The following is a 16,715-nucleotide window of genomic DNA, read 5'->3' as shown; positions in this document are numbered from 1 at the left end:
GTTAAGACGGCAGGACCCACGCAGTGGAGTGGGCTGCTTTGGTCTGAGCGCGACAGGCGGTCAGGTGGCGTTGGTCGCGGCGCAGCCAGACTCGGGCCAACGGGTCAAAGCGATCCCACCAGATATCGGTCGCGACAAGGCGCGCTCCGGCGGTCCAGGCCAGGGTGTGGGCGCCACCGCGACGCCCGGGCCTGTCGGGGTACTCCCGCATGGCGTGCGCACCCGCGCGCGGCAGTTGGTCGGCTGAGCGCGGAAACCGCCCCATCACAATGTTGCGGCCATACTCCATCGCAGAGTCCTGGGCTACCCGCACGCCGAGTTCGGGATCGGTGGTGCCGGCGTTGCGCGCGATCGCTGCGTCGGCGTAACCGAGCTCGTCGCGGCGGGTCCACTCAAATGGCGGCCCGTCCGGCGACGCCCAGGTCTCGGACACGGCGTTGTCGTCTTCCAGCCAGTTAGTCCCCGTGACGGTCCAACCATCGGGCGTGCGGATCAGCTCCGGATCGCTGAGGAAACCAGGCAGCACAGCGCCTTCGACGGCAAGCCAGCGGTCACCGAGCTGCTCGAAGGTGTATACGCGGCTGGGGAACTCGCAACTGTCGGTCGTCGCCAACCACCGGCCCTCGACGTGCTGTATCCGCGGAAGTGCGCGGTGGTGGCGATCGGCAAGCACCACGCGCCGTTCGATGACAAGGCCGCCTCGCACCTTCAGAGCCACAATGCAGCCGCGACCCGCCAGGCGGTCGTACTCCTCGACGAAGATCCACCTCACGTCGTCCGCGTCGATCACCGGACACGGATCGGCCCAGAACCTGCGCCACGATCGCGGTCCTATCCACCACAGTGGGCTACCCAGCCTGCCGTCCAACATGTCACCGAGATTCACGTCGTGCGCCACGGCGACTCGCCACTCACGCGAACGCGTCCACCGCCTGAACACCGCGCGAAGTCGGCCGGTTGACGCGGTAGGCGGGGGCCGAATCCCGGAAACCTCGTGATCGTCGAGCAACTGAACTGGGTTGGCGCTCTTCGCCCGGCGCAACATCACGGGAGCGACCCGCACGGCGTTGGCCAGTGAATAGGCCGCGATCGGGGTCGCCGCGAACTTGCCGGCCACTTTGACCGTCGCGCCTTCGTGCCGACACAGGTGCAGGAACACGTCCTGGAGATGCTGGGGTTCCGGTCCGCGCCATACCAGCCGATCGGAGGCCACAATCGGTGTTCCGGTGTCGTCGGTCAGCCAGAATGCCAATTCGGTGCTGGTGCAGGGCCTGTCGGCGGTACAGACCGATTCGGCCAACAACCAGGTGACGTCGGCCGTCGACAGATCCGGCCAGGCGCCAGCCAATTCCAGTGCGGCTCGCACCACCTCGCCATTCGCGTGGGAGCGGTCCATGCGCGGATCGAGATGGACTGTCATGCGTGAAGTCTGCCCGCAGACCCCCCACGACGCGCAACGAGAGCGCGTTGCGACCAGCCACGTGACATCCGACAGGTGCCGTGGGCACCGCGTCGCTGCTCAGCCGCCGATGGCTTGGTCGAGGGCAACTCGCAGGCTGGCCTTGGCGTGTGCGTAGGAGAACTCCCGCTCGAACAGTTCGCGGCCTGAAGCGGCCAGCTTGGAAGCCAGCTGGTGATCAGCCAAGACGTGACAACACTCCTGTGCGAGACCGGCCGGGTCGTCAGCGACAAGCAGGTCAATCCCGGGTGCGGCTGCGAGGCCTTCGCAACCCACACTGGTCGACACGACCGGCACCCCAAGCGCAAACGATTCGATGATTTTGATTCGAGTGCCCCCGCCGTAACGGACCGGTACCAGCGAAACCGCGCAGTGCGACAGTTCGGTCGCGATTGAATCAACCTCGCCCACAAGGTCCACACCCACCGCCGTGAGCAACTGATCGGGCAGAGTCTGCGCTGCCCGACCGACGATGCGCAGGCGCACATCGGGGACCTCGCGACGCACGAGCGGCAGCACCTCGCTGACCGCCATCTGCGCCGCATCTCGGTTGGGCGGGTAGGCGAAGTTCCCGACCAGTGCGATCGACGCGTTCCGGGGCAACGGCTCAATCGGATGAACGTCGGGGTAGTAGTTGGGAACGACGTACGACCTGGTTTTGGCCAGCCGCCGCCGGTCTAGCTCGCTGGCCACCAACGCCGTCGCGGCGGAGGTGACGAACCGACGTTCCAACCGGCGCCACAACCTGCGATCGACGCGCAGTTGCCAGAGCCGGTGCGCAGGCATGGGCTGCTGCCCACGAACGGCCAAGTTTGCGGTGATCTTCGCGGATTCGATGTCGTCCATGTCGACCACGACGTGGTCAGTCGAACCCTCCCCCAATGCCTCGGCGTGGACCAGTGATCCAAAGATGACCAGGTCGTACTGTCCCGCGTGCGCCTGGAGGAATGCCAACTCTGCCGACCAGTCCCGAATCGCGATGACTCCGGGCCACCAATGGGTAGCCACGCGCACGACCCCGGTTGCCATCGACCGCACCTGCGGAGGCATCACCGTGACATCGACCGTGCCCCACTCAGCGGGCACAGCACCGGAGGGATGGGCCGGATCGATCTCGGTGAGTGCGAGCACGTCCACGGCACCGAACTCGGCGGCAACCTCGCAAAGCAGTCGTGATCGCATTCGCTTGCCGGTGTTCGCTGGCCAAGGAAGATCACACGTCGTCACGAGCACGCGGCGTTGTGATCTTGCTTTCAGCATACGGCTCAGCCTCCCACGTCGCGTCCGTCATGCACACCACAAGACAGTCTTTCCGCGCGATTGAACCGTTAGAGTCCAGACTCCTGCTCGTCTCGGCTCCAGACAGGTATTTCCACGTGGCGTCTACCAAGGTTGATGGCCAATCCCCTTGGCGGGGAGGCATCTGGCTCGCTGCAGCGACCCTGACCCCGCTGTTGGCTGGCGCCATGGTCTCGGTCGTCCTGGGACGATTCCTGGGCCCGGACGAGTTGGGTCAGCAGTCGTATATCGCGTTCGTTCAAGCACTGCTCTCTGCCCTGCTAGTCGGTTCACTGTTTAGCCTGTGGGTACGCCAGATTTCCGAAGCACGAGCCGTCGGCGATATGGCGATGGTCGAGGTGCTCAGCCGGCAGGCAAACGTCGCGGGTCTGGTCGGCGGCGGCATCTCCGTCGTTGTTCTGCTGACCATCGGTTTGCGGTCCGACGACATCGTGAGTTGGGTGGCGTGTGCCATCTGGGCATTGGCCAATGCCGCAGCACTGAACTACGGCGCCAGAACCGTCGCGGCCTTCGGCTGGGCGGCGGTCTCCCGACACAACATCATCTGGCAGTCTGTCGCCCCGGTACTCGCCGTTTTGGCAGTGCTTGCCGGCTGGGGCGTAGCTGGCGTGTTCGTTGCCTACGCTTTCTCCGAGACTTGCCTCGCGCTGGTGATCCGCCGCAGTGCGCCTCGGGTCGAGCGAGGACCACGCTGGCCGCTGCAGCCAGGTATAACCAGGCTCGCCATGGCCTTCATGGTGCAGGCCGCACTCAAGGCAGTCGTCTTCAACCGCATCGAGTTGTTCTTCCTGGCCAGGTGGCAGACGGACACCCAGATCGCCATGTTCTCGGTCGCCTTCATGATCGTGAATGCCATCCTGCTCATTCCCGGTTCTCTGATCGGCTCGGCGTTTCCCACGATCGTCCGCGCCGTCAGCGCTGGCGACAGCAACGTCGGCCAGACCCATCTGAAACCCGCGGCAAGGGTGATTGCGGCCGGATCTGCACCCCTGGCCGTCATCACCGCAACCCTTGTTCCGCCGTTCATTGTGTGGTTGTACGGCGATGCGTTTACCGATGCCGCCGCCATTGTTCCGATCCTGGCTCTGAGTTGTCTGGTCTTCCCTGTCGCGACCTTGTGCCAGACGTATTGGTCAGCCCGCGGGCGGCTGCGGCCGATCACCGTCGCCATGATCGTTGGCGGCATTGCCGACCTCGGCCTGTCAATCACCCTGATCAAGAGCTACGGAGTCTGGGGTGCGGCAATGGCCAACACCGCCGGCCAGGTCGGGTTCAGTCTGGTTGTGGTGGGTTACACCTGGAGCCGCACACCCAAGCCCCGGGACCTGTTCGGCCGCGTGTGGGTGGCAGTCGCGGCCTCGGCGGTGATGGCAGCCGGCAACCTGGTCGGCCTGCGGCTACTGGGTGGCCTGCCGGGCGTCTTCGTCTTCACGGTGCTGGACTTTATTTTCCTGTTCGGAGCGAACAGGCTGTTTGGGATGCTCACCGCAAATGACGAACGGTGGTTGCTGGGTCTGAGTCCGGCCGGGATTCGCCGACGGCTGCAACCCCTCGCTCACTGGGGTCCAGCGGAGCCCGTCGCCGCTGGTGGCGACCCGGCCGATCGGGGATAGCCCTCCGACCCCGTAGCCGGTACCGGCACCGATTCATGCTTGTCGTTTGCATCGCCATGGTGACCGGGTTCGTGCTCGTGGATGAAAGTGACCGCCCTGGACGCCTCAACCGCGAGCTTGGCCCTAGGTCCGTGGCCAAATCGCAGTCGGTAGAGGGTGCGCTTATCAGTCGTCCAATCGGACTTGTAGGGCTCATCACCGCGCAGCCAGTCCAACTCCGACCACTTCGGGTGGGCCACCAGCAGGCGGTAATCCAACCATTGGCCTGAGCGCGTCCACCGCTGATCCTGCAGTCGGCCTGCCTGGTAGTTGTACGCGATCGTTCCACAGGTGAGCACAACGGCCGCCGCAATCGGTTGACCATCCGGCAACAGCGCCTCGGCCAGCACAACCTCCCCCATCGCGATCCCAGCCAAAGCGGCTGATCGGAACTGCTCCCAACCTGCGATGAAGCTCGACTCATCTCCCCACCGTTGCTCGTGCATGCTGCGCAGCGCCTCGAGCCCTGCCTCAATCGTTAACTCATCGCACATGCGGAACTCCACCTGCGCCCGCTCCATCCGCCTTTCGGCCTGGCGGAAGTGCCTGCGCATGCTGGTGCGCCTTGATGCGAGGAAGGCCTCGACCCCAACAGCGAGATCGGCATAGGGCGCCGCTTCCATGACCTCTGCCGCCGCCAGCTGATCGGGGTCTGAGAGCAGGATCGAATCGGCGTTCAAGCCCTGTAGATCAATCACTCGGGCACCGGGTCGCAGCAACCAAGCCAGGACCGCGTCGCGGATCCGGACCTCTTTGCCCCGAGCGGCCACAACATCGAGGTGGTCCGGTTCCAGCGGCCCGGTGCCAACGAACTCGACGAGCGGCAGTCCATGCCATTCGACCTCTTGCAGCGGACACCCGCCGATCAGTTCGTCGCCGTCGAAAACCAGCACAAACTGCGCAGTTCCGGTCACGACCGCTTGCAGCCACCAGGAGCGCAGGAACACCGACGGCCGAGGCGCTTGATCAAGCAGCGCATCCCACCGCGCGGCCAAGTGCCCGAGCTCGCTCTCAACTCGTACCTGCATCGAACCGCCCTCTCCTGAACTAACCACCAAAATCGCTAGCGCCTGGCTCTGCGCTCGCGCCAGGAGTGCAGCATCTTCGATGCCTGAATCGCCAACCATCCCCGCGACCCGTGCGCAAATCGCAGGCGGAACAGCGGGCGCTCGCCGGTTGCCCATTTGGACTTGTACCTCTCGGTGCCCCGAAGCCAATCCATCTCGACTGTCGCCGGATTGGCCTGCATCAAGGCAGCGTCGACGAATGTCCCTGAGCCAGTCCAGCGCGGGTCTTGCGACCGGCCACTCTGGTAGTTGAACATCACGGAGCCGCATTGCAGGGCGACGCCAGCGGCTATCGGTTCGCCGCTGGGCAGTGTCGCCTGACCCACGACGACTTCTCCGCGTTCACAACCGGCGATGGCAGCTGCGCGGAAACGCGGCCAACCGGCTAGAAAGCTGGACTCGTCGCCCCACTGCTGGGCATGCATATCTCGCAGTGCGTTCAACGCTCCCGCTGCCTCCGACGGACCACACAGTTGGAATGTGACATCGCCTTCCTCCATCCGCCGCTGCGCCTGTCGAATATCTCGACGCAGGCTCTTGGAGCGCGCTGCCATGAACTCAGCGAAGCCTCCGGACAGATCGGAGAAGGGAGCGACTTGCAGCAACTCCGCAGTTGTTCCCTCACGCCCGGACAACAAGACCGCGTGTTCGTTCAGCCCTCGCAAATCCACAACTCGGGAGCCTCGCCTGCCAAGCCAGGCGAACACCTTGTCACGCACCTGATCCTCGAAGCCGGCCGCAACGACCACATCTAGGTGATCGGCTTCCAACGGGCCGCTACCCATGAACTCGAGCAGTGGGATCCCGTGCCAGTCGACCTGCTGCAGGGGGCAGCCCCCGACCAAGTCCTCGCCGTCGAAAACGAGCACGAATTGCGGTGTTCCCGAAGCGACGGCTTCCAGCCACCATGCGCGCAGGAAGACAGACGGCCGAGGCGCTTGATCAAGCAGCGCATCCCACCGTGCGGCAAAGCGCCCGAGCTCGGTTTCAACTCGCAGTTGCATCAAACTGCCACCCCAACCCGAGCCGATCATCGTCCAACCAGTACTGCGTGACAAACCCACGGTAGTAGCCCAAGTGCGGGGTTCGCTCCGTCTGCAAGTGCTCGCGGTCACCTGCCGAGTGGGCTCCCTGCAGCCAGGACATCGTTACCAGTGCGCCGGTCTGCACACCATCGAGACCCAGCCCGTCCGCCGCCCGCCGCAGCCACCGGAATGCAAATTGCGACTCCGGGAGTTCTCCACGCCACAGGGCGCAGCACCAGCGCGCTCGCTCTCGTGGCTCGCTCGGCGCATGAATCATCGCCAGCAGCGTTGTCACGAAGTAGGCCACATCGACGACCGGCAAGCCCTCGATGAGTCCATCCTCCCAGTCAATGACGGTGAACCGGGATCCGTCCGTCAGCACATTCACAGTTCCCAAATCGTTGTGGGCAACAACCCTCGGCACGTCAACGATGGCATCAATCAGTCGTGTCGCATCCACCCCGAGCGCGTCGGCGTCCTCAACGACAAAGGCGCGGGCATCGGAACCTGGAGCCGCGGACGCCTGCGCCAAGTCGCACAGCCATTTCAGCACTCGCTCCCCCACCGCCAGTGCCCTCTCAACGTCTCCGCGCTGCCACAGCCCGTCCAGCGAGACGCCGGGGGCAACCGTCTCCACGGACGCGGGTGAGCCGGCGAAGGTCAGGCGACCCAAATCCCTCGGCACATGTTCGTTGAGGTCGGGGTACCGGGCGACCGCTGCTCGTACGTGGCGTTCGTGCCTTCCGCGCTCGGGTTCGTTGTCGGTGCGACTCCACTTGACCAACCACTCCGGGTCGCGACCAGCAGCGGGGAATGCGAAGGCCACCGGCCGCTGACGATCGTTCCCGCTGCCGAAGAACATGAAGAAGCCGTCAGGCTGAGCGAGCCCGGCCGCTGCACATCCGGCCGCCAGTGCTTGCGGTGAACCCGCCTCTCGGGTCGCGATTGTCAGGTTGTGACTCCTAGTGGCGGTGACCGAGCGCAGCCCCAGTCGAGCAACCGTCTGCACCAGCGTTGTCGGTGGCGACCATTCCACCGCGAGGTATCGCAATACGTCACGCGTGGGCGTTGCGATGATGATTGGCCCATCCGAACCGGTCATCTGCAGGTACCGCTCGACCCGCCAGTCGGCGTCCACCAGCACACTGCCGCGTCTGCGCTTTGAATGAATGATCAGTGCCCGCGCGTCGAGCTGCAGGGCAGTGGGTAGGGACTTCGAGTCGGTTACGACCACGTCGACAGGGGTGCCACTGTCCGCTGCCAGCACATCGATTCCGCAGGCCTGCCAACTCGCTGCGTCACCGGAGCGAGTCCCAAGCAGCACTGCAGTTTTGGGGGCAAATGGCAGCAGGAATCGGGTGTCCGCCGCCCGTCGGGAAGCGATCGACTGTACGGCGGTGTCCGTCACGGTGACACAACCGCAGCCACGTCGCCTAACACAGAACGGAAGATCTGGTCGTAGCGGGTCGCCATCCGCTGGTCGCTAAGTTCCCGTGTTGCCAGGCTGCGAGCGTCTCTTGCGACGGTCGCCGCCAAGGCTGGATCGTCACCGACGAGCAGCAGTGCGTCGGCCAAAGCCTGCGGCTCCTGCGGCGGGACGAGCCAACCGGTCACACCCTGGTCGATGATGTCGCTGATGCTGCCCACATCGGACGCGATCACCGGCCGGCCACAGAACATCGCTTCCACAATCGTCAACGGCAGCCCCTCGGAGTATGACGGTTGAACGAACACGTCAATGTCGCACAGGAAACCACGCACATCGGAGCAATAGCCGACGAAATCCACCCGATCGGCCAGCCCCGCAGCCTGTACCGCCGAGGCGAGTGCTTTGGAATCCGGGCCACTACCGGCGATCCGTAACACGTATCGGCTGGGCAGCGCGGGCATCGCCGCCAGCAGCGTTGGCAGGCCCTTCTCCTGCGAGAGTCGACCCAATGTGCCCAAGACGACTTGGCCATCGCGAACCCTCGGCGGACAGGCAGCGCACTCAGGTGTTCCGTTGAGCACCACGCCAATCGCACCGGGTTCCAAGCCGATGGACCGTTCTAGCGCGGACGCCGTGGCTGAGCCGACCGCTAACCGCCGGGCCGCGGTTCGCGAGATCAACCGCTGTGCGACCTTGCCCGAACTGGTCAGGACCTGATAGGGCGAATGATCGATCACGACCGTCGGAATCCCCAACGAGCGAGCGGCCACCAGCGCCCGCCGACAGGAACGCGGATGAGTTGCATTGACCAACACCACGTCCGGCACCTGTCCCCGCAATTGCGCACGAAGCGCCTTGACGGACTTGACGTACCGGCCCCGACGCACGAGTTTGCGGCCCTTCTCGATCCGATCACGCACCACCGCCGGGGCGATCACAGACACCATGACCTCCTCTGGCAGGGCCGCAGCTAGCGTCGCCAAGAACAGTTCTGCCCCCCACACCTCGTCACTGTCGGAGATGAGGGTCAGCCGATAGTTCCCGTCGAGCCCACCGCCCCGAGGAACTGAGGCCGTCATGACGAGTCACCCGTCGGTGGCTGCTGTCCAGCCGAAGCGTCGGCGTGTTCGGGTGTCCAAACGTGCCCTTCGTCTCGGCGAATAATCATCACCCGACGGGCCAGCGGCCACACACAGCCCGCCGCGAAGACCACACTCGTCGACAGCAATGCAATGCCAGCTGAGTTCAGGCCGAGGTCGGGAGCGAGCCACCAGGTCAGCACCAGTGCGATACCGGCATTGAGCCCTTGGATAACTGCGAAGATCTCGAATCGGCCTTCCAACCACCAGAAAGTGACCACCAGTAGCACTACTGCTTGGAAGGGTGCAGACAGCCCGATCAAGCGCAACAAATTGGTGGATTGCTCGGCAAAATCTGGCGCCAGGATTCGCAGGATCAGGGGTGCCAACGCCGCACACAGAAGTCCGCCCAGACCGGCTACTACCGCCAGCAGCAGGGCCAGCCGCTTGAACAGGTCAACGGTCACATGCTGACCACCGCGGACCTCGTTTGAGAATGACTGGGTGATGTTCGCCGTCAATGCGTTGAAGGCTCCACCAATCATCCACGCGATCGACAAGTAGCCATTCTCATCGGCGCCCAGGCGGTGAATGATGATCAGTGGGACGGCGAGGAAGACCAGCTGGCTCACCAGCGTCCCGACGTACTGCTTGCCCACCATTGGGTACAGCACCTTGCGATTGGGCAGCGGCATTCCCTCCTCACCCAGTGCGTTGCTCGAGAGCTTGGTTCGACTCAAGTAGATAGCAATTCCCACTACCGCCAGGATTGCCGGAATCACCCAGGAAATGAATATTCCGATGTATGCCGCAGACACGGCAAACACTGGCAGGAGCACCAGCTTGCCGGCAGCAAACAGCACATTCTCAATCGGAATGATCTTGGCTGCGCCGAGACCCAGCAGTGCTGAGTCCTGCACCACGAAGAGGGCGAGGAAGGGCACCGCGACCACGAACACGATGGCGGCGGTCAGGTCGACGAGGTAAAGGTCGGCAAAACCGAGCACGACGATCGCGAGCGCAGTCAGCACCGACGCCGCGATCACAACGGCGAAGACTCGGCGAACGATCCACGGCGCGTATTTACCCGCTTGGGGCAGATAGCGCAGAAACAACGAACCCAAACTCAACTGTGCGACGGTCGCGGCAAGGGTGGCGGCGCTGATCTGCGCGGTGCCAAGCCCGACATCGCCAGCTGTGTACAACCGAGCCGCGACGGCCCAAAAGACCAGGCCGAGGGCCGAGGTGGAGACGGTCGCAACCATGAGTGCAGTCGCGTTGCCCACGAGCCGACGTTTCGACTCGCTCACGGTGCACCACAACGGAAATCACGTGACACCCATGAGCACATCACCCAAAGACGCGCGCGCATAGCGGCATCCTCCCACTATCAGTGGCCTGGAAGCCGCTTCAGTTGAGCGAGGATGACTGCGACTCGCTACCGTTGTCGGTAATCGCTCCGCCAACTACTTCTCGCATGCGAACAAGGCAGGCAGCTTCATGTCCGTGGCCTCGAACCTCCGGGTCGGCATCGACGTCGTCTACGCGAACGACGTCCGCCAAAGCATCGAAGATTTTGGTGATCGCTACCTTCAACGTGTCTACACACCTGCGGAGCTCGTTGCCTGCGCGGGGCCGCTGCCCCAGATGTCGCTCCGATTGGCTGCCCGGTTCGCAGCTAAGGAAGCGACCATCAAGGTCTTGCGTCCCTCGGAGAACGGACCCGACTGGCGCAGCATCGAGGTTCGCTCTCATCCTTCGGGGTGGACCGAGCTAAACCTGCGCGGCGCGGCGCGCGAACTCGCGGACGCAAATCAACTATCGGATTTTGCCCTGTCAGTCAGCCACGAGCACGACGTGGCGACAGCCGTCGTCATCGCCACCTAGCAGAAAGCCGACAGATGAGTGAAGATCAAGTACGTGCGGTCATTGCCCAGTACGGCAAGTTGCCGGGTGGCGCGGATTCAATTGCCGCAACAGATGACCTTTATCAAGCCGGGCTCACCTCTCATGCGAGCGTCAACGTCATGCTGGCCCTTGAGGACGAGTTCGACATTGAGTTTCCCGACGCAATGCTGAAGAAGGCCACCTTCGCCAGCATTGCTGCCATTAGCGAAGCCGTCGAGCAGATCCAGAGTGAATCATGAGTGCACCTAGCAGCAGTTCAATCGTCGAGATCGCCGCTGTCATCGGTCGCGAGGTCGCCGGCCCGGCAGCGGCCGACGTGGACAGGGACGCCCGTTTTCCGATTGAGGCCATCAGTGCCTTGCGCGAGGCAAAACTGATGTCCGCACTGGTTCCGGTCAGTGAGGGCGGCAGCGGCGCCTCCATCACTGAGATGAGCCAGGCGGTGCTCGGTTTGAGTCAGCACTGCGCGTCTACGGCGATGATCTTTGCAATGCATCAAATTCAGGTGGCGTGCCTGGTTCGTCACGAACGCACCCCCGCGTTGCAGGAACTACAGGATCGATTGGTTGCTGATCAGCTCCTGCTGGGATCCGCCACCACCGAGAAAGGCATCGGTGGCGATGTCCGTTCCAGCACCTGCGCTGTCAACGTCGACGGCGACGAGTTTGTCCTGGTCAAGGACGCGCCGGTGATTTCCTACGGCGAGTACGCCGACGTCATCTTCACGACCGCGCGTCGAACCCCCGACAGCCCGCCAAGCGACCAATCGCTGGTCGCCTGCGACAAAGCCGGCCTGACGTTGGAACCGACGGGCTCGTGGGACACCTTGGGCTTTCGCGGCACGTGCAGCCCGGGCTTCATCCTCAACGCGACCGGTCCCAAGACGCTCATCTTCCCCGATTCCTACAGCGACATTTCCGCCCAGACAATGCTGCCAGTCGCACACACCCTGTGGGGACATGTGTGGTTAGGCATCGCGACCGCCGCTGTGGAGACCGCCCGCCTATTCATTCGTGCGGCGGCACGTCGATCCCCTGGCACGACGCCCCCCGGCGCGATTCGCCTGGCCGACCTGATGACCACCCAACAAGAGTTCGTCGATCTGGTCTCCAGCGCGGCGAGGCGCTTCGACGAACTCGGCGATGACCGCGAGGCGATAAGTTCACCCAAAGTCGCGATCATCATGAACGGGGTCAAAGTCTCGGCCTCGACGTTGGTCATGGAGGTCGTCAGCAAGGCACTGCTGATCGTCGGAATCGCGGGCTACCGCAACGGTGGCAAGTTCGGTCTCGGACTTCAACTGCGTGATTCCTACGGCGGTGCGCTCATGGTCAACAACGATCGAATCGCGCTCAATACCGCCCAGATGCTGCTCGTGACGAAGGACTGACTTAATGGCTGAGGACTTGACCCCGCAGTACCAGGCCTTCCGTGCCGAACTGGTCGATGCGGACCTCCTCATCCCTGCGTCCGTGGATGGCCTCTACGCGCGAACCGCAGCGTTCGAGCGCATTATCGAGGGCATCGACCGGCTCGTCGTCGACTTGGGGCAGGATCAGAATGCGACCGTCTTGCGGTTCCCGCCCGTGATGCCCGAGGTGGTGTTCCAGAAGACCGACTACCTCGCGTCATTCCCCGATCTCACCGGTTCGGTGCACTCCTTCACCGGCGACGACCTCGCGCACAAGGAGATGCTGCGGATCTACGCCGAGGGCGGAGACTGGACGGACTTGCTCGAGCCGTCGGAAGTGATGCTCATCCCGGCGGCCTGCCATCCCTCCTATCCGCTGATGGCCGGGACGCTGCCAGAAGGGGGTCGTAAGCTCGACGTCTACGGCTACTGCTTCCGCCACGAGCCATCGTTGGACCCGACCCGGATGCAGGCGTTCCGGATGCATGAATACGTCTACATCGGCACGCCGGAAGGTGCGTTGGCCCATCGGCAGGAGTGGGTCCCGCGAGGGTTGCAGTTGCTGTCCGATTTGGACCTCGAGCCAGCAAAAGAGGTCGCCAACGACCCATTCTTTGGCCGGGCAGGGCGCATGCTGGCTGTCAACCAACGTGACGGCGAACTCAAGTACGAATTGACGGTCCAGACTTTCCCCGGTCAGCAGACCGCGGTGGTGTCGTGCAACTACCACGAGGACCACTTCGGGAAACCATTCGGGATCTTCAGCGCCGACGGAGCAATCGCGCATTCCTCCTGCGTGGGATTTGGAATGGAGCGGATCGCCTTGGCACTACTCACAACGCACGGCGTGGACACCGCCACCTGGCCACAGCGAGTCCGGGAACTGATCTCGCCATGACCCAGGCCGTGTCGCTGTTGCCAATTGATGTCGACACCTACCGACGCCACCGCCTGCATAACCAGGATCGGGATTGGACCGAGACCAACTGCTACATCGATCTGTGGATCGAAGTGCTGTCCGCGTTGGGACTGGATCCGCATCCGGCTGGTGCTTGTGCACTGAGCACTGGGTTCATCGGCGATCAATGGACTTTCGTGAAGTACCTGCCCGAGGATCTACGCGATCTCTACGGAGTGGACGTCGCTGAGCTGAACCTCTGGAAGCCCGTTCTCACCCATGTGCTCGACCAGCTCGAGTTCGGTCGATTGCTCACCGTTGAGGTCGACTCGTTCTACCTGCCGGACACGAGCGGAGTGTCCTACCAGCTTGCCCACGCCAAGACAACGATCGTTCCCAATCTCGTGGACGTCGCCGAGCGGCGCATGCAGTACTTCCACAACGCCGACTACTACGCGTTGTCCGGCGACGACTTCGACGGCATCTTCAACTTGGTCGATCCAGACCCACGCGTCCTGGTTCCCTACGTCGAAGTGGTCGACCTGTCTCGGATGGAAGTCAAGACCGATCTTGTCGACATTGCAGTAAAGCTGGGTAAACACCACATCGGTCTCGCCCCAACCGACAATCCCATTCTCGCGCTCGCCGCAAGGATCACCGACGACCTGCCGACCATCGGTGCAGAGGGGTTGGAGTCGTTTCACCTGTACGCGTTCGGCATGTTGCGCCAATGCGGAGTCTCCGCGGAGATGGCCGCGGATTTCTGCACCTGGCTGGTCGACCGTGAGGTCGCGGGCGCAACCGCGCTGGCCGAAGCCGCGGCACACTTCCGCGAGGTGTCGCAAGGGATGAAAGCGTTGCAGTTGCGCCTCGCTCGGGCCGCACGCGGTCGGGTCGTCGACGTGGCAGCATCGACCGACGCGATCGCCGAGTCCTGGACGCGGGCAATGAACCTGATGAGGCAGTGGCATGCCGAATGACCGCGCTGCCGCGACCAATCCCCTGACCCTGACAAGCGACCAGCTCAGTTGGCGGTGCGTTCAGACGATGCCGAACCAGGTCACCGAGCCCGCCGGGCTGAACCTTGCGGACAGCACCGCACGACCTGCCGCGGTTCCCGGAACGGCCGCCGCTGCGGTACGGGGCGCGGACAGTATCGCGGCCGCGATGCAGTTGGACTACGACGCATTCGACTGGTGGTTCCTCACCGATATCGAGGTGAGCAGCAGTGGCCGATATCGATTCGAATTCGGTGGTCTGGCAACGGTCGCCGATGTCTGGCTCGACGACCAATTGCTACTGCATAGCGACTCCATGTTCGAGGAAGCCGACGCCACGGCAGCTATGTCACCGGGCAGCCACCGCCTGGCGATCCACTTCCACGCCCTTGGCCCGCTGCTGAAACAGAAACGGCCGCGGCCGCGTTGGCGCAGTTCTCTCGTACCAGCTCGAGGTTTGAGGTGGTGGCGCACAACGGCGCTAGGGCGCATGCCGGGGTGGGCAGGATTCGTTGCGCCAGTCGGCCCCTGGCGGCCCATCACGATTAGTGAAATCACCACCCCCACCCTCGAACACCACACGCTGCGGACGGCGGTGGTCGCGGGACGCGGCGAGGTCCATCTCGACGCAACGTTCACCGGATCCGTTGCAGCGGCCACGGCGACCCTGCATGTCGGTGAGTCAAGGTGGGAACTGCCAGTCAACAAGACGCAAACGGCTGCTCAAACCGGCGGCACTGTCACGCTCGACTCGGTCAACCTGTGGTGGCCACACACCCACGGTTCCCAACCGCTTTATGACGCCCGGTTGGATGTTGGCGGTGACACATTCATGTTGGGCCGGGTGGGCTTTCGGACCATCGCAGCCGACACCACCGACGACGGGTTCACGTTGGTCGTCAACGATGTATCGCTTTTTACCCGTGGCGCCTGTTGGGTGCCGCCGGATGTCGTCTCACTCAATGCCGGACCTGAGGCGAACCGGTCCGCGTTGCAGCAGGTCAAAGCCGCCGGCATGAACATGATTCGGGTACCGGGAACGATGGTGTACGAATCGCCGGACTTCTGGGACTGCTGCGACGAGCTTGGAATCCTCGTCTGGCAGGACGCCATGATCACTACCTATGACCCCCCAAGTGACGACGACTGGCTCGCCTCGCTGCGGCGGGAGGTGACTGGCGTGCTCTCGCCACTGAGTGGCCGACCCTCGATCGCGGTCGTCAGCGGCGGTAGCGAGACCGAACAGCAACCGGCGATGCTCGGTCTGGAACGCGCCGACTACGACATGCCGTCGATCCACCAGATCATCCCAGCGGTCGTGTCGCGGACTCTGCCCGGCGTTCCCTATGTGACATCGAGTCCGTCGGGACCTGGACTACCTACCCACAGCAGCACCGGGGTCGCCCACTACTTCGGGGTGGGTGCGTACCTGCGGCCACTGCGCGACGCCCGCTTGGCGAACGTCCGGTTTGCCACCGAGTGTCTGGCCTTCTCGAATCCACCTGAGAACGAGACCGTCGATGAGTACTTCGGTGGTTCGCTGGCCGCTGGACAGCGCCCCGACTGGAAGGCAGCCGTACCACGCGACGCTGGCGCTTCCTGGGATTTCGAGGACGTTCGCGACTTCTACACCCGTCTACTCTTCGACACCGATCCAATGCTTGTTCGCTACAGCGATCCGACCCGAGCACTGGACCTCGGCCGAGCCGCTGTCGCGCACGTGATGGCTACGACCTTCACCGAGTGGCGCCGTTATGAATCACCCTGTGCCGGCGCCCTGGTGTTGTCACTGCGGGACCTCATTCCAGGTGCTGGTTGGGGTGTGGTGGACTCATTGGGACGACCGAAGTCCGCCATGTACGCCCTGTCCCGAGTGCTCGCCCCGGTGTGCGTGAGCGTCACTGACGAGGGCCTCGAAGGGCTGGCCATCCATGTGTTCAACGATCCGCCGGACACCCTGGCTGGCGAGTTGACCGCAACAGTGGTCGATCGCCGCGGCCGGGTTCTTATCGAGGCGGCGACACAGGTGGAAGTCGCTGGGCACGGGTCGCTAACACTCGACCTTGATTCCCTGATTGGCAGCTTCCGTGACATCAACCACGCCTACCGCTTTGGCGCCCAGGTGTATGACGCGGTCTTGGTGACATTGACCACCGAGATTGCTGAGTTCTCATGCACTCACCTGCTGGCCGCACCATGGCGTGGTCAGCAGCGGGAGATGACGCTGTCGGCGACAGCCCGACAAGTATCAGCGGGTCAATGGTTGGTGCAGGTCTCCGCTGACCTGCTGGCCGAATGGGTCGCGATCGATGTTCCCGGTTTGACGGCTAGTGACTCGTGGTTCCACCTGCTCCCGGGCCAGACACGCACCATCGCGGTTTCCTCGCAGGTCGCCAATGGGCGATTTGCCGGGACGGTACGGGCACTCAACGCCTTCGGCGACACCCCCATCGTTGTTGAACAGGCCTAGGCGCGACCCGGTGGCCAACG

At 63.6% G+C, this 16,715-nt stretch carries 14 protein-coding genes; 7 read left to right on the top strand and 7 right to left on the bottom strand.

Going from position 1 to position 16,715, the window contains the following annotated elements:
- Position 1 precedes the first annotated feature (1 nt).
- Together KAZ48_00255 and KAZ48_00250 are read right to left on the bottom strand one after the other, a co-directional pair.
- Positions 2 to 1,420: a hypothetical protein gene (locus KAZ48_00255; GenBank protein MBP7971200.1), complete on the bottom strand. Its 1,419-nt coding sequence runs from the start codon at positions 1,418 to 1,420 to the stop codon at positions 2 to 4.
- Positions 1,421 to 1,519: 99 nt separating this feature from the next.
- Positions 1,520 to 2,719, bottom strand: coding sequence for a glycosyltransferase (locus KAZ48_00250; protein ID MBP7971199.1), 1,200 nt, complete (start codon positions 2,717 to 2,719; stop codon positions 1,520 to 1,522).
- Between the two features lie 116 nt (positions 2,720 to 2,835).
- Here KAZ48_00250 and KAZ48_00245 point away from each other — a divergent pair, with 116 nt between their 5' ends.
- Positions 2,836 to 4,371, top strand: a complete 1,536-nt coding sequence (locus KAZ48_00245) for a polysaccharide biosynthesis C-terminal domain-containing protein (protein MBP7971198.1) — start codon at positions 2,836 to 2,838, stop codon at positions 4,369 to 4,371.
- On the opposite strand, the gene KAZ48_00240 is transcribed toward KAZ48_00245, so the two are convergent.
- Genes KAZ48_00240 through KAZ48_00220 form a run of 5 tightly spaced genes read right to left on the bottom strand, consistent with a single transcriptional unit; the run spans position 4,314 to position 10,320 of the window.
- A complete protein-coding gene (locus KAZ48_00240) occupies positions 4,314 to 5,438 on the bottom strand; it encodes a GNAT family N-acetyltransferase (protein ID MBP7971197.1) in 1,125 nt (374 codons plus the stop codon). The genes KAZ48_00245 and KAZ48_00240 overlap by 58 nt on opposite strands.
- A gap of 35 nt (positions 5,439 to 5,473) precedes the next feature.
- Positions 5,474 to 6,481, bottom strand: a complete 1,008-nt coding sequence (locus tag KAZ48_00235) for a GNAT family N-acetyltransferase (GenBank protein ID MBP7971196.1) — start codon at positions 6,479 to 6,481, stop codon at positions 5,474 to 5,476.
- Positions 6,465 to 7,910 (bottom strand): hypothetical protein, encoded by a 1,446-nt coding sequence (locus KAZ48_00230; GenBank protein MBP7971195.1) that lies wholly within the window; start codon positions 7,908 to 7,910, stop codon positions 6,465 to 6,467. Before KAZ48_00230 ends, KAZ48_00235 begins: the two co-directional genes overlap by 17 nt.
- Positions 7,907 to 9,010: a glycosyltransferase family 4 protein gene (locus KAZ48_00225; protein ID MBP7971194.1), complete on the bottom strand. Its 1,104-nt coding sequence runs from the start codon at positions 9,008 to 9,010 to the stop codon at positions 7,907 to 7,909. Before KAZ48_00225 ends, KAZ48_00230 begins: the two co-directional genes overlap by 4 nt.
- Complete coding sequence (locus tag KAZ48_00220; protein ID MBP7971193.1) at positions 9,007 to 10,320, bottom strand: lipopolysaccharide biosynthesis protein; 1,314 nt, start codon at positions 10,318 to 10,320, stop codon at positions 9,007 to 9,009. The genes KAZ48_00225 and KAZ48_00220 overlap by 4 nt, the downstream gene beginning before the upstream one ends.
- A gap of 196 nt (positions 10,321 to 10,516) precedes the next feature.
- Here KAZ48_00220 and KAZ48_00215 point away from each other — a divergent pair, with 196 nt between their 5' ends.
- From KAZ48_00215 to KAZ48_00190, 6 genes are read left to right on the top strand one after another with little or no spacing between them, the layout of a single operon-like run.
- Positions 10,517 to 10,897, top strand: a complete 381-nt coding sequence (locus KAZ48_00215; GenBank protein MBP7971192.1) for a holo-ACP synthase — start codon at positions 10,517 to 10,519, stop codon at positions 10,895 to 10,897.
- A 14-nt stretch (positions 10,898 to 10,911) separates the two neighbouring features.
- The gene (locus KAZ48_00210; protein ID MBP7971191.1) at positions 10,912 to 11,157 is read left to right on the top strand and encodes an acyl carrier protein; all 246 of its coding nucleotides are present in this window, start codon (positions 10,912 to 10,914) and stop codon (positions 11,155 to 11,157) included.
- Positions 11,154 to 12,308 carry an acyl-CoA/acyl-ACP dehydrogenase gene (locus KAZ48_00205; protein ID MBP7971190.1) on the top strand — a complete coding sequence of 385 codons (1,155 nt, stop codon included), beginning with the start codon at positions 11,154 to 11,156 and terminating at the stop codon, positions 12,306 to 12,308. Before KAZ48_00210 ends, KAZ48_00205 begins: the two co-directional genes overlap by 4 nt.
- A gap of 4 nt (positions 12,309 to 12,312) precedes the next feature.
- Entirely contained in the window at positions 12,313 to 13,227 is a 915-nt protein-coding gene (locus KAZ48_00200) for an amino acid--[acyl-carrier-protein] ligase (protein ID MBP7971189.1), read from the top strand.
- A complete protein-coding gene (locus tag KAZ48_00195) occupies positions 13,224 to 14,207 on the top strand; it encodes a DUF1839 family protein (GenBank protein MBP7971188.1) in 984 nt (327 codons plus the stop codon). The genes KAZ48_00200 and KAZ48_00195 overlap by 4 nt, the downstream gene beginning before the upstream one ends.
- Positions 14,197 to 16,695, top strand: a complete 2,499-nt coding sequence (locus tag KAZ48_00190; GenBank protein MBP7971187.1) for a hypothetical protein — start codon at positions 14,197 to 14,199, stop codon at positions 16,693 to 16,695. The genes KAZ48_00195 and KAZ48_00190 overlap by 11 nt, the downstream gene beginning before the upstream one ends.
- The last annotated feature ends 20 nt before the right edge of the window (positions 16,696 to 16,715 follow it).

The sequence above is a fragment of the Candidatus Nanopelagicales bacterium genome (assembly GCA_018003655.1).
Taxonomy (GTDB): domain Bacteria; phylum Actinomycetota; class Actinomycetes; order S36-B12; family UBA10799; genus JAGNDY01.
The sequence above is the reverse complement of the archived record's forward strand: the minus strand, read 5'-3'. Positions and strand labels throughout refer to the sequence as shown.